This window comes from Chryseobacterium sp. T20 (genome assembly GCF_047345655.1).
Taxonomy (GTDB): domain Bacteria; phylum Bacteroidota; class Bacteroidia; order Flavobacteriales; family Weeksellaceae; genus Chryseobacterium.
Window position 1 is genome coordinate 479,413 of sequence record NZ_JBLFDU010000002.1, and the last position, 14,830, is coordinate 494,242.

7 protein-coding genes are annotated in these 14,830 nt (G+C 34.6%); 6 read left to right on the forward strand and 1 reads right to left on the reverse strand.

Annotated features, from left to right (window positions below; all coding sequences use genetic code 11):
- Positions 1–153 precede the first annotated feature (153 nt).
- From ACMA47_RS07520 to ACMA47_RS07530, 3 genes are all read left to right on the forward strand, one after another.
- Positions 154–3,024, forward strand: a complete 2,871-nt coding sequence (locus ACMA47_RS07520; protein WP_413929305.1) for a SusC/RagA family TonB-linked outer membrane protein — start codon at positions 154–156, stop codon at positions 3,022–3,024.
- A gap of 21 nt (positions 3,025–3,045) precedes the next feature.
- The gene (locus tag ACMA47_RS07525) at positions 3,046–4,698 is read left to right on the forward strand and encodes a RagB/SusD family nutrient uptake outer membrane protein (RefSeq protein ID WP_413929306.1); all 1,653 of its coding nucleotides are present in this window, start codon (positions 3,046–3,048) and stop codon (positions 4,696–4,698) included.
- 109 nt (positions 4,699–4,807) lie between these two features.
- Positions 4,808–8,620, forward strand: coding sequence for a TIM-barrel domain-containing protein (locus tag ACMA47_RS07530; RefSeq protein ID WP_413929307.1), 3,813 nt, complete (start codon positions 4,808–4,810; stop codon positions 8,618–8,620).
- A gap of 67 nt (positions 8,621–8,687) precedes the next feature.
- Here ACMA47_RS07530 and ACMA47_RS07535 read toward each other — a convergent pair whose 3' ends face one another.
- Positions 8,688–9,686: a GntR family transcriptional regulator gene (locus ACMA47_RS07535; RefSeq protein WP_413929308.1), complete on the reverse strand. Its 999-nt coding sequence runs from the start codon at positions 9,684–9,686 to the stop codon at positions 8,688–8,690.
- 244 nt (positions 9,687–9,930) lie between these two features.
- Here ACMA47_RS07535 and ACMA47_RS07540 point away from each other — a divergent pair, with 244 nt between their 5' ends.
- From ACMA47_RS07540 to ACMA47_RS07550, 3 genes are all read left to right on the forward strand, one after another.
- The gene (locus ACMA47_RS07540; protein ID WP_413929309.1) at positions 9,931–11,658 is read left to right on the forward strand and encodes a sodium:solute symporter family transporter; all 1,728 of its coding nucleotides are present in this window, start codon (positions 9,931–9,933) and stop codon (positions 11,656–11,658) included.
- A 217-nt stretch (positions 11,659–11,875) separates the two neighbouring features.
- Entirely contained in the window at positions 11,876–13,720 is a 1,845-nt protein-coding gene (locus ACMA47_RS07545) for a beta-galactosidase (protein WP_413929310.1), read from the forward strand.
- A 19-nt stretch (positions 13,721–13,739) separates the two neighbouring features.
- Complete coding sequence (locus tag ACMA47_RS07550) at positions 13,740–14,798, forward strand: UDP-glucose--hexose-1-phosphate uridylyltransferase (RefSeq protein ID WP_413929311.1); 1,059 nt, start codon at positions 13,740–13,742, stop codon at positions 14,796–14,798.
- The last annotated feature ends 32 nt before the right edge of the window (positions 14,799–14,830 follow it).

Consider the following 14,830-nt stretch of genomic DNA (forward strand, 5'->3'; position numbering starts at 1 on the left):
TGAAGTAAAAATATACATTTGAGTAACAAATAGTTAATGTTTTAGTAATAGCCAGTTCCCACTCAGGCAAAGGAAAAATAAGAAAAAAAGAATAGTAAGAAAGCAGCTACTCTTAGATAGAATAATATTCCAATAAATAAAATTAATAAAAGCATGAAGAAAAAAAAGATTATTTTGAGTGCAGTTCTAATGTCCTCTATACCATTTGTATATGCACAGGAAGCTAAAAACAAGCCTTCGGACACTGTGAAGAAAATAAAAAATGTGGAAGAAGTTGTTTTAGTAGGATACGGAAAACAGAAAAAAGGAACTATTTCCGGATCTATAGCTTCTGTTGACAAAAGGATACTACAGGATCGCCCAACAACAAGTTTAACCGCCAGTATACAAGGTGCTTTACCCGGAGTTACAATTAAATCTTCTTTAGGAGATGTAGGTTCTGTTTCTAGCTTAAATGTAAGGGGAAGGAGTGTTGCTGGTAATTCTCCACTTTACATTATAGATGGTATTATCTCAAGTGCTGCAGACTTTTCCAGACTAAGTCCGGCTGATGTAGAAAATATAAGCATATTAAAAGATGCTTCAGCAGCTATCTATGGTACAAGAGCTGGCTATGGAGTAGTTCTTGTCGAGACCAAAAAAGGTGGTGGAGGTAAGATGAATATCAGTTATAATATGTATAATGCCTATCAGACCCCTACTTATTTACCTAAATATGTAGATGCTGTTGGATATATGAAGCTAAAAAATGAAGCATATTACAATGCTAATAATAATGTTGGTCATTTTTCTCAGTACAAGCAAGAGCAAATAGATATTACAGCTGCAGGTACAGATCCTGACAGATACCCTAATACAGACTGGTATAAAGAAACTTACAGAAAAATGGCCAATGTGCTTAATAATGAGATTAATGTATCAGGTGGAGATAAAACCCGTTATTTCGCAAGTTTAGGGTATCTGAAGCAGGAGTCTCTTTCCCCTACAAAAGGTATGGAGAGGTATTCTTTTAGAACAAATACATCGTCTAAATTAAGTGATAAACTTACAGTAAATTCTAATATATCATTTATCAAACAAATGATCAATGATCAGGGAGGAGGTATTAATACGATAGAATTGGCAAGAATATCTCCTACTATGGCAGTAAGACAATCCAATGGATGGTGGGGATCTATGAATGCTGGTAAAGTAGATAATACATTTGCAAATACCAACCCCGTAAGAAATAACATAGAAGGTGGAGATTCTAAATCAAATGATCAAAAATTTATGGGAGCATTATCTGGAAACTACACTCCTGTAAAAGGATTAAATATAGATGCTCAAATCAGTTATTCCAACTGGAATTACCGTTCGGGAACTTTTGTAAATACACTAAACCCTGTGTACAATTTTTTAACTCAAGCTCCTATTAGTGCAACTGCGAGAGCTATTAACAGCTATTCTGAGTCTTGGAATTCTGATGAATTACTCAATACTCAGGTCCTGATAAGTTATGAAAAAAATATATCATCACATTATTTTAAAGTTTTGGGAGGTGCTTCTTATGAGGATTATACCTATAGAACAATAGAAGGTAAAAAATCCAATATACCAAAAGATGGATTACATTCTTTAAGTGCTCTTAGTACCCTTGATGGAACCTTAGATGAACTGAAATCTAATACTCAGCAATATGCTTTCCAGTCTGCTTTCGCCCGTATCAATTATAATTATCAGGAAAAATATTTTTTAGAAGGTATTATAAGGGCAGATGCATCTTCACGTTTTGCTAAAGAAAACAGATGGGGTTATTTTCCAGCAGTTATGGCTTCCTGGAGGTTAGATAAAGAAAATTTTATTAAAAACCTTAATTTTATTAATACCCTTAAATTGAGAGGTTCTTATGGCAGCGCCGGATCTATCAATACTATTGGTTATTATGACAGTCAGACCTATATGAATAATGGTTCTTCTGTTCTGGGGAATGCTATAGTAGGGATAGTGGTACCAGGCAGACTTGGTTTTTCGGACATAGGTTGGGAAAAAATTGTTACTAAAAATATAGGTCTGGATGGATCTTTATTCGGCAATACTTTCACTTTCTCAGTAGATTTTTATAACCGTCTTACAAAAGGTGCATTGATGAGCAATCAGTTAGAATATGAGACAGGGGTAGCAGAAAACGAAGCGCCTCCAATTAATGCGGGTAATGTACAAAATAAAGGGGTCGAAGTTACTGTGGGATACAATAAAAACTTTGAAGATGGGGACTTTTACATCAATGCTAATTTTGCTAAAAACCAGAATAATATTCTTTCCCTTGTAAATAACAAGTCTCTATATAATGATTACTGGATAACACAAGTAGGAGGCTCAATTGGTGATTTCTATGGATATAAAACTGCTGGTCTCTTAACCCAGGAAGATATTAATAATAATTATCCCAAATTATACAGCTCCTCTCAGCCTGGCGATATCAAGTATGTAGATATCAATGGAGATGGAGTTGTTAATGAAAATGATAGAACGGTAATAGGAAATGATGTTCCCAGTTTTACCTATGGTTTAAGCATAGGAGGTAGATATAAAAATTTTGATCTCAGCGTAGTGGGACAAGGGGTATCCAATGTTCAGGTATATCTTGATAAAGAATCCTCTCAGGCATTTTTCAATGGTGCAGGGGTAAAGCAATATGTTTTAGATAACAGATGGACTCCTGAAAATCCAAATCCTAATGCTTTGTACCATAGAGTATTGCCAGCTGGGGGAGGAACTCAGAATATAGGTGTCACTTCAGATTTTTGGCTTTTTGATGCAAGTTACTTCAGAATCAAGTCTGTTACTTTAGGATATTCCCTTCCTCAGGAAGTAGTTAGCCGCATAGGATTGAAAAAATTCAGAATATATGCAAACTTAGAAAATTACTTTACGCTGAGAGGAGATAAAAGGGTGAAAGATTTTGATCCTGAAATGGCTAGTGCCCGTGCCACATATCCGAATTTAAAAACCGTATCGTTTGGCATAAATGCAACCTTTTAACTTAAAATGAAACATCTAAAAATGAAAAAAATAAAAATTATATTGCTGTCAATTACTCTGACTATAGTTACTGGTTCTTGTAATTTGGATAGGTTTCCGGAAGACAAAATATCACAAGATACCTTTTGGAAAACTGAAAAAGATGCTACCATGGCACTCAACGGTATTTATGCATACATGTCTTCCGCGGCTTATAGCAGTTTGTATAACGATAGTTATGCCGATAATTCATATGCTCAATATCCTTGGGAAACAACTGCAGTAGATGCTTCTGCAGGAGACATACTCCCTTCTACAGATTTCGGATATGATTTTACAACCATTAGAAGAGTAAATACCTTTTTAGAAAATATTGATAAAATTCCAATGGACAAAGATCTTGCTAAAAGATATATTGCAGAAGCAAGATTTATAAAAGCTTTTAATTATTTTGATTTATCTCAGCGCTTCGGAGCTCTTCCATTAGTACAGAAATCAGGTGAATTAGATGGCGCCTCCCTTACACCTGTTTCTGAAGCTGAAATTGATGATTTTGTAACCAGTGAATTAAATGCTATTGAAAATGATTTACCCGCTATCTATACCTCCGGTCAAGATAAGGGTAGAATAACAAAAGGAGCCGTATTAGCATTTAAGGCAAGGGTTTATTTATACACAGGAAAATATAAAGAAGCCTATGAAGCTGCTCAACTCGTAATGAATTCCGGAACTTACGGACTTTTCAATACAGCTTCAGTAGACACAAGTACAAACTACGATAGCTTTGTTACCTTTACTTCTACCACGGATAAAGATAATTTTTACAAAGGCTTAAGTAATTATCAGGCATTATTCTGGGCTAAAAATGAGGGCAGTATAGAATCAATTTTAGAAGCTCAATATGTACCGGATTCAAAAGGAGCATATAGCAACTACATGACTCTTCTTCTATTGCCCAATGAAGAGAGTGGATGGAGCTCTATCACCCCAACAATCGATTTGGTGAATGCATATTGGAAAAAAGACGGAACAGCATTTACACCTCCTTCTAATGATACAAGAGCGTTAAACTATAACAATGGAAATCCAAATGGCTCCTACCTTGACGAATTCAAAAACAGAGATACCCGTTTATATGCAAGTATTATGCACCCAAATGGCCCTTGGTCTTATCTAAATGGCTTTGGAACAAGCAAACTGTTCACATGGAGCAAAGGAGGAAATAACACATCAAAAATTGGCTATAACTATAAGAAAATGGCTGACTATAACTCATTAGATGAAAACTTAAATGCAAGTAATAATTTTATGCTGATTCGCTATGCAGAGGTATTGCTTACTTATGCTGAAGCAAAAAATGAATTTTACGGGCCAGATGCCTCTATTTATGATGCATTAGATAAAATCAGAAGTAGAGTAGGCATGACAGGAGTGAGCAGAACTCAGACAAAGGAGACCTTGAGAGGTATTATTAGAAATGAAAGAAGAATAGAGCTCGCTAATGAAGGACATAGATTCTATGATATCAGAAGATGGAAAATTGCTCCAAATGTAATGAAAACAGCTTACGATATCACAAATACACAGGTTGCAAAAAGAGTCTGGAATGATAAATTTTACAGATTCCCTTATCCTCAAACTGCAGTGGATTTAAATCCAAAATTAAAAGAAGCTCAGGCAGCAAAAGGATATTGATTTTTGAAAGTTTTAATATTACAAAAGATTATAGTTATTTTATCTTAAATATTTATCTTATTTTCTTAGGGTGGTATAAAATGTAAATTAATAGATAAAGGCAACATACATGAATACAGTTTTAAATCCAAAAATTCAAAAGATTTTACTCCTGAGTTCTTTTCTTTTTTTCTCCACGGGAAAAACCAAGGCTCAAAATATTGAAAATGTTTCTAAGAAAGGAGAAACCTCTGTAGAAGTTTTTCTTTCCGGCAACAAAAAAATAGTAATAGATTTTTATGGAGAAAATATTTTCAGATTATTTTTAGATCCCAAAGGCGGAGAAATAAGAAACCCGGAAGCGATACCTCCTGCTCAGATTTTGGCAGACCAGCCGAGAAAAAAAGTAAAAGGAATTGCTGTCAATAATTTATCACAGACTGTTTCTGTGTCCACCAATAAAATTAAAATAGAAATTGAAAAGGCTACCTCTTTATTTAAAGTATTTGACCTGAACCTTCACAAAGAGATCTTTTCTTTTATAGCTCCCATTGAATTTAACTCTAAAGAAGTAGTACTGACTTTATCTCAGGGAAAAGATGAATATTTCTATGGAGGAGGTGTGCAGAATGGGAGATTCTCCCATAAAGGAAATACTATTTTTATTGTAAATCAAAATAACTGGACTGACGGTGGTGTAGCATCTCCAAATCCTTATTACTGGTCTACAAATGGATATGGCTTTATGTGGCATACTTTCAAAAAAGGATATTATGATTTTGGTAAACAAAATAAAAATGAAGTGAAGCTGGCTCATGAGACTAATTATCTTGACGTTTTCTTTATGGTAGATGATCAGCCTAAATCTTTGTTGAATGATTTTTACCAGCTTACAGGAAACCCTGTACTTTTACCCAAGTTCGGTTTTTATGAAGGACATCTTAATGCCTACAACAGAGATTATTGGAAGGAAGATGATAAAGGAATACCATTTGAAGACGGAAAAAGATATAAAGAGAGCCAAAAAGACAATGGAGGAGTTAAAGAATCATTAAATGGCGAAAAGAACAATTATCAGTTTTCAGCCAGAGCAGTTATAGACCGTTATAAAAATGCAGATATGCCATTAGGATGGATATTGCCAAATGATGGATATGGAGCTGGGTATGGGCAAACTGAAACTTTGGAAGGCAACATCGCCAATTTAAAATCATTTGGAGACTATGCCAGAAAAAATGGAGTAGAAATAGGACTGTGGACACAATCAGATTTACATCCAAAAGAAGGAGTCGCTACTCTTTTGCAGAGAGATATCATAAAAGAAGTGGGGGATGCTGGAGTAAGAGTACTAAAAACGGACGTTGCCTGGGTAGGCCCTGGCTATTCATTCGGGTTGAATGGTATTTCAGATGTGGCTCAAATCATGCCACGCTATGGTAATGGAAGTCGCCCTTTTATTATTTCGCTGGACGGATGGGCGGGTTCACAACGATATGCAGGTATCTGGACTGGTGACCAAACTGGTGGAGAGTGGGAATACATAAGATTCCATATTCCTACCTATATAGGTTCTGGTTTGTCTGGCCAGCCTAACATTACTTCGGATATGGATGGCATTTTTGGTGGCCAAAACCCGGTTATCCATACCAGAGATTTCCAATGGAAAACCTTCACTCCTATGCAGCTCAATATGGATGGCTGGGGAGCCAATGAAAAGTATCCTCAGGCCTTGGGTGAATCAGTTACTTCTATCAACAGGAATTATTTAAAATTAAAGTCGAGCTTACTTCCTTATACGTATAGTGTGGCTAAGGAAGCTGTAGATGGATTGCCAATCATCAGAGCAATGTTTTTACAACAGGCTAATGATTATACCCTCGGAAAATCTACTCAGTACCAGTATCTGTATGGTCCCTATTTTTTAGTGGCTCCCATATATCAGGCCACAAAAGTGGATAAAGAAGGGAATGATATCAGAAATAATATTTACCTCCCAAAAGGAAATTGGATTGATTACTTCACAGGACAAACGTATGAAGGAGGAATTATTTTAAATCATTTCGATGCACCCATTTGGAAGCTTCCTTTATTTGTGAAGCCAGGCGCTATTATTCCGATGGTAAATGCTAATAATAATGTTCGTCAAATCAATAAAAAATTAAGAATTTATGAAGTGTATCCTTCAGAAAAATCCAGTTTTACAGAATATGATGATGATGGCGTAACCGAAAATTATAAGAAAAAAGAATCTGTAAGCACCCTTATAGAAAGTAATGTTGTAAAAAATACTGCAACAATAAGCATTGCTCCTGCTCAAGGTAACTTTAATGGTTTTGAAAAAGAAAAAATAACAGAATTTAGAATTAATGTTACTAAAAAACCATCCGGTGTACAACTTTCTGTTGGAGGCAAAAATATAAAGCTGAAAACAGTAAATACGTTAGATGAATTCAATAATGCCACAAACGTATATTTTTACAATAGTCAACCGGAATTCAATAATTTCTCTACAAAAGATTCTGAATTTTCAAAGGTTTCGATTTCTCGGAATCCACAACTTTGGGTAAAATCAGAAATCACCGATATCAGCAAAAACAAAGTAGAGCTTGTCATTAAAGATTACCAATTTACCAATTCCAATCAATTGAAAAATAATTCCGGAGCATTGGCAGAAACTTTAAAACCAGTCACTTCAGAAAATACAAACACTGCCTATTCAATAGTGCCATCGTGGAATAAAATACCTAATGCGGATTATTACGAAATACTATATAATAATATGGTATACAGTAATATAAAAGATAACTCTTTCTTGTTTGAAGGACTGACCCCTGAAACAAAATATGATTTCAAAGTAAGAGCCGTAAATAAAACCAATACTTCTGATTGGGTTTCTTTTTCATCCCAAACCAATAAAAATCCTTACGAATTTGCAATTAAAGGGATAAAAGCTACAGCCACTATTCCAAGTCAGGAAGGAGAAGGGATAGAAAATCTTTTTGATCAGGATGTGAGTACAGGCTGGCATTCAGATTATGAAAAGAGCAAGGTTCCTTTTGAAATGATTTTAGATTTAGGCTCTGTTAATACAATAAGTAAATTGGAATACATTCCTAGAAGCAGCGGTTACAACGGAATCTGGATGAAAGGTAAAGTTTCACATAGTGATAATAAAAAAGATTGGACGGAACTTGGCTCTTTTACCTGGGATAGAACTAACAAAACCAAATCTTTAGATTTTGCTGCACATCCTACCACAAGATTCATTAAAATTGAAGTCAGCAATGCCTTCAGAAACTTTGGTTCTGGAAATGAGCTATACGTCTTTAAAGTCCCGGGTTCTGTAAGCTTACTTCCTGGCGATATCAATAATGATCAGAAAATTGATAGGAATGATTTTACTTCGTATATGAATTATACAGGTTTGAGAAAAGGAGATTCGGATTTTGAAGGGTATATTAGCAATGGAGATATAAATAAGAACGGTTTCATTGATGCATTTGATATCTCCAATGTCGCTACAAAAATAGATGGTGGAGTTAGCGATGAAGAATTGAAACCATTGAAAGGTAACATTACAGTCTCTGTCTCAAAACAGCAATATGCTAAGAATGATATTGTAGAAGTGGTGGTAAAAGGTAATAATCTGCAATCTGTAAATGCACTGAGTTTTGCCATTCCATATAACCAGCAGGAACTGGAATATATAGGCATTACACCATTACATACTGAACAAATGGAAAACCTCACTTATGATAGATTACATACCAATAAAGAGAAAGTATTATATCCTACGCTGGTTAATGTAGGACAAAAACGTTCTTTAGAAGGTACAGCGGATTTATTCATCATTAAATTTAAAGCAAAACGAAACGGATCATTTAATATAAAAGCTTCTAACGGATTGCTGGTTGACAAAACACTGAATTCTATTGACTTTTAATGACGAAGTTTAAAGCTAAAAAAATAAAGGCTCGGATTTTATAATCTGAGCCTTTGTTCAAAAATAATTATAGAGAATTTCTTATGATTAAATTAGAAGCATTTTCAATTCTTCCTTCTTTGGTATTAAGAACCATTTCTGCCAAAATCTTTCCCATTTGCCAAAAATCCGTAGAAATTGTAGTAATACCGTTTTCTACAATACCTTTAAGAGGCGTTTCGTTGTAGGAGATAATTCCGAAATCCTTTCTGATCTTTAGCTTCTGCTTTTTAGATTGCTTAATGACGTTTACTAGATGCTTGTCATCCGGAATGATGAATACATCTCCATTCAGTATTTCCTCATCCGTGAAATTACAGATAATCTCATGCTTCATTTTATACTGCTCACAAAAACTGGTAAATCCTTCTACCATACCTACAGGCTCTTTTTGTCCCGGAAAAATAAGAATTAATCTTTGATAGGCTTCAAGCTTAGTCTTCGCTTTTAATAATCCATTGTGCATGTCCTTTGCGAAATTCTGATGTACTGATGAATATTCCCTTAAAAATATATTGGTTTGATCCAATATGTATACGTCCTTCTTGGGAAGCATCTTAATAATGGGAGCTGTATCATTCATATTCCCGGGCATAATTATATATTTTGTGTAACTTCCATTGTTTTCTTCTATTAATTTCTTGAAGACATCAATATTGAAATAGTGGAAAAATACATGTACATTCGCTCGTTGCTGTATCTCTTCTAAAAAGGAATAATAAAGATTTTCCTTAAAAGCATTCAGTTCATCAAACAGTAAAAAGATGCGCTCTTCAAAATTCCAATCAGTACTTTTTATATAGTATCCTTTGCCCAAAATAGCATTTACTATTCCTTTCTTTTTCAGTATTTCGTAGGCATACAGGACAGTGTCTCTGGAAACACCGAATTCCATACACACTTTGTTGATGGAAGGTAATTTGTCATTTTTTTTTAATAGTTGTTGGGCAAGTGCTTGTTCAATGGAATTTATAATCTGTTGGTATTTAGGAATAACAGAATCGGGGATTATTTTAATAAGCTTCATAACATTGCCAATTTTTTAAACTAGTAGTAAATATACAAAAACTGGTAGGAACAAGTATGGTTGTGTTTTTCAAATTTATACATTTGATAATCTAAGGTTTTGTTTTATGTGATTTTGGTGTAAAAAAATCAGTTTTATTCTAAATGATCTATTAGGATTGCTAACCTGTTAAATACTTTATAGTACATGAAAGTGCTGAAAAAGTATAGAAATCTATGATAAACTTACTATAAAATTTTTAAGCGTGGGAAAACTATCGACACTTGATTTTGTTATATTTCTAATTTATTTTTTTGTTGTAACAGTATATGGCCTGTGGATATACAATCGGAAAAAATCAAAAACTACAGGAAGTAAAGATTATTTCCTTGCAGAAGGTTCACTGACATGGTGGGCAATTGGAGCGAGTTTGATTGCATCTAATATCTCAGCAGAACAATTTATTGGGATGAGTGGAGAAGGTTTTTTCACAGGAGTAGCTGTTGCCGCTTACGAATGGCTGGCTGCAATTGCACTGATAATTATTGCAGTATGGTTTATTCCTATTTATCTCAAAAATAAGATTTATACGATGCCTCAGTTTTTGGAAACACGATACAATAAGGCTGTTTCTCTTATTATGGCTGTTTTTTGGCTTTTTTTATATGTAATAGTTAATCTTACTTCCATTCTTTATTTAGGAGCTGTAGCTATTGATTCATTGCTTGGTGGAGGGCATCTGCATATCATTATGGTGGCACTTTTACTAATGGCTTTGGTTATTGGATTAGGTGGAATGAAAGTCATTGGCTACACGGATGTTATTCAGGTGGCAGTTCTTATTATTGGTGGCTTTGCTACAGTTTATATGGCGCTACAGGTTGTGGATCAGAGAATTAATGGTGCTGCTGTTGGAAATGCTTTAATGGGTTTAAATACCCTTTTGAAAGAAGCTCCGGGACATTTCAACCTCATTCTCGATAAACCACAAATTACCACCACTACTTTATCAATGCCAGAAAATTTAACGGTACGGAAATATGTAGTTTTGCCAGGTTTAGCAATGTATCTTGCTGGACAATGGATTGTACAACTTAATTATTGGGGGTGCAACCAATACATTACCCAAAGAGCATTAGGAGCAGATTTAAAAACAGCAAGAACAGGAATTTTATTTGCAGGGTTTTTAAAACTTTTTATGCCAGTAATCGTTGTGCTTCCTGGGATTGCAGCTTATGTACTCTATACAAAAGGTCATTTGTCTAATTTTAATGGGGTAAAAGACAGTGCTTATTCTGCAATCCTGGGACTGCTTCCATCTGGACTTAAAGGTCTCGCAGTGGCTGCTTTAACAGCTGCAATAGTAGCATCACTTGCCGGAAAAGTAAATAGTATATCCACCATTTTTACTTTAGATATTTATAAAAAATATTTAAAAACCAATACATCTGAAACGCAAATGGTAAGAACAGGACGTTGGGCAATTATAGTAGCAATGCTTATTGCTTTGGTATTTACGTGGACAGATATTTTGGGAATCGGTGGTGAAGGTGGTTTTACATTCATACAAAAATATACTGGTTTTATTAGTCCGGGTGTATTTGCTATGTTTATTTTAGGAATGTTTTGGAAAAGAACTACCGGAACTGCTGCTATAGTTGGAGTTATTCTCGGTTTTTTATTATCTATATTCTTTAACAGTTTTGCAGTTGAACTATTTGGAAAAGAAACATGGATATATACAGCATTTACTTATGAAAAATTGGAAAATGGCGTGGTGAAAACCATTACAGAGATCCCTTTCCTGATCAATATGGGTTGGTCATTTTTCATTACTGTAGTCGTAATGGTTCTCTTAAGTGTCTTTGGTCCAAAAGTAAATCCAAAAGCTTTTGTTACAGACAAAAATATGTTCAATGTGGACAATAGAACATTATTCCTGATTGTCATTATTGTATTACTTCTGACTGCTATTTATGTTCGTTTTTGGTAACAGAAATAATTTTGAGTTTTGCATTTGAAAAATTTTAATAAGTTTCATACTATTTAAATATTTTTTAAACTGGTGGTAAAGCTGCAAAAACCGGTGGTAGCCAGTATGGCAGCATCAGGTAAATTTATAAATTTGTTTTAATACATAATTAACTTTAATCGCTAATACAACATATACAATGAAGTTTATTAAAAACATAATTTTAGCCTTTTGTTTAATGGGAGCAACTGTAATAAATGCCCAGCAAAAACCTATTAAATATGAATCTTTCAAAATTGAGGATGGAGAATTTAAATTGAACGGACAGCCAATTAAATTGCATTCGGGTGAGATTCATTACGCCAGAATTCCTCAGGCTTATTGGAGACATCGGTTACAAATGGTTAAAGCTATGGGTTTAAATACGATAGCTACTTATGTTTTTTGGAATTATCATGAAATAGCTCCTGGGAAATGGGATTTTCAAACCGGCAATCGAAACTTAGCTGAATTTTTAAAAATAGCAAAAGAAGAAGGTTTAATGGTAATCCTTCGCCCTGGTCCTTATGTATGTGCAGAATGGGAATTCGGAGGTTATCCCTGGTTTTTACAAAACGACAAGGATATGAAAATCAGAGAATATAACACTCCTTTTTTAAATTCAACAAAAGCTTATTTCACAGAGCTTTACAAGGTAGTAAAACCTTATCTGATTGTTAATGGAGGTCCTATTGTTATGGTGCAGGGAGAAAATGAATTTGGGTCTTTTGTTAGTCAACGTGAAGACATTAAGCTGGAAGATCATAAAAAATACAGTTCATCTGTATTTGATCAGTTAAAAGAAGTTGGCTTCAAAGGAATGGAGTTTTTTACCTCAGATGGAGACTGGTTATTTGAAGGAGGCGCTTTGCCTGGTGCTTTACCAACTGCAAATGGAGATGAAGACCCGGAAAATATTAAGAAAGAGGTGAAAAAATACCATAATGGGAAAGGTCCTTTTATGGTTGCGGAATACTATCCGGGCTGGTTAGACCATTGGGCAGAACCTTTTCCCCGTAAAGCCGCAGAAAGAGTAAAAGGCCACATTGAAAAATTCATGAATAATGATATTTCTTTTAATATTTATATGGTGCATGGAGGAACTAACTTCGGATTTACCTCTGGAGCTAATTACGATAAAGATCACGATATACAGCCAAGTATGACCAGTTATGATTACGATGCTCCTATTACTGAGGCAGGTTGGGAAACCGAAAAGTATATGAAATTAAGAGAATTATTAAAAAATTCCTCTACTCCTCCTGTTCCTTCTAGAATTCCAGTTATTAAGATTCCGGGTATTCAACTATCTCAGGCAATTGATTTGGAAGATTTAAAAAAGAATGTAAAACCAATAATTAGTGACAACCCTTTGACTTTTGAGCAGTTAAATCAAGGGCATGGCTATGTTTGGTATAGTAAAAATTTTAATCAGCCAATTAAAGGAACTTTAAAACTTGATGGATTAAGAGATTATGCGATTGTATATGTGAATGGAGAAAAAGTAGGAGAGCTTAACCGTTATTATAAAAAATATGAATGTAATGTTAATATACCCTTCAACGGAAAATTAGACATTATAGTAGAAAACATGGGGAGAATTAACTATGGGGCTGAGATTAATAAGAATACAAAAGGAATTATTTCTCCTGTATTTATTAATGACCGAAAAATAACAGGAAATTGGGAAATGTACGGACTTCCTTTTGAAAAGGCTCCGGTAATTGATGCAAAACAAAAATCTGATGTAAAAGAGAACAGACCTGTTATCTATAAAGGAAATTTTAATGTATCGCAGGTAGGAGACACTTTTTTAGATATGCGACCTTTCGGAAAAGGGATTGTATTTGTCAATGGAATTAATCTGGGAAGATATTGGTCGGTAGGGCCACAACAGACTCTGTATTTACCGGGATGTTACTTGAAAAAGGGGAATAATGAGATTGTTATTTTTGAACAGAAAAATAATAAACTTCAAAAAGAATTAAACACATTATCCGAACCTGTTTTGGACAAATTAAACCCTGAAAACGGGTCAAACTGATATAAATAATAAACTCAGTATGAGTAATTCATTTAACAGCAAAAATCATCCACACAGAAGATATAATCCTTTATTGGACGAGTGGGTTTTGGTATCACCGCAAAGGGCAAAACGCCCATGGCAAGGACAACAGGAAAAGCCTTTAATAAGTGTTCAAAATCAATATGATCCAAATTGCTATTTATGTCCCGGAAATTCAAGAGCTAATGAGACCCAAAATCCTCGCTATGAAGGTGTATATGTATTCGATAATGATTTTGGAGCTTTATTGAAAGAAGAAGTAACCATAGATAAAATGGAGGATGAAGAGGATGAGTTATTTAAAATGAAACCTGAACGGGGAATTAACCGGGTTATCTGCTTTTCAAACGATCATTCCTTGACTCTTCCTGAAATGTCTGTAGAAGCAATTACAAAAGTGGTGTCTGTTTGGAAAGATGAATATCAGAGCCTTGGGAAACTGGATTATATTAATCATGTTCAGATTTTTGAAAACAAAGGGGCAGTGATGGGCTGTAGTAATCCTCACCCTCATGGTCAGATTTGGGCACAGGCATCCATTCCTTCTCAAGTGGTCAGAACGCAGCAAAATTTGAAAAGCTATTATGATAAACATGGAACAACCCTTTTGTCGGATTATCTTCAGAAAGAAATTGAAAGTAAAGAGCGAATTATTTTAGAAAATAAAGCTTTTGTGGCTTTGGTTCCATTTTGGGCAACCTGGCCCTATGAAACAATGATCATTAGTAAAAAACCCTTAACCAGTCTGTCGGATTTTTCACATGAGGATCAAGATTTATTTGCTCATATGTTGAAAGATCTGACAACGAAATACGATAATATTTTTTCAACCTCTTTCCCTTATTCTGCAGGAATACATCAGGCACCTACAGACTTGGAATCTCATGAAGAATGGCATTTTCATATGCATTTTTATCCCCCTTTGCTTCGTTCAGCTAGTGTGAAGAAATTCATGGTAGGATACGAAATGTTAGCAGAAGCCCAAAGAGATATTACTCCGGAACAAAGTGCCGGGATTCTTAAAAAAAGTTCAACAATTCATTATAAAAATAAATAAAATAGCTCTTCATAAAAACAGGCTGTTTTATA

Bases quoted from the DNA above. Each gene is read 5' to 3' on its own strand.
- ACMA47_RS07520 (WP_413929305.1), top strand. From the start codon at position 154: ATGAAGAAAAAAAAGATTATTTTGAGTGCAGTTCTAATGTCCTCTATA.
- ACMA47_RS07525 (WP_413929306.1), top strand. From the start codon at position 3,046: ATGAAAAAAATAAAAATTATATTGCTGTCAATTACTCTGACTATAGTT.
- ACMA47_RS07530 (WP_413929307.1), top strand. From the start codon at position 4,808: ATGAATACAGTTTTAAATCCAAAAATTCAAAAGATTTTACTCCTGAGT.
- ACMA47_RS07535 (WP_413929308.1), bottom strand. From the start codon at position 9,686: ATGAAGCTTATTAAAATAATCCCCGATTCTGTTATTCCTAAATACCAA.
- ACMA47_RS07545 (WP_413929310.1), top strand. From the start codon at position 11,876: ATGGGAGCAACTGTAATAAATGCCCAGCAAAAACCTATTAAATATGAA.
- ACMA47_RS07550 (WP_413929311.1), top strand. From the start codon at position 13,740: ATGAGTAATTCATTTAACAGCAAAAATCATCCACACAGAAGATATAAT.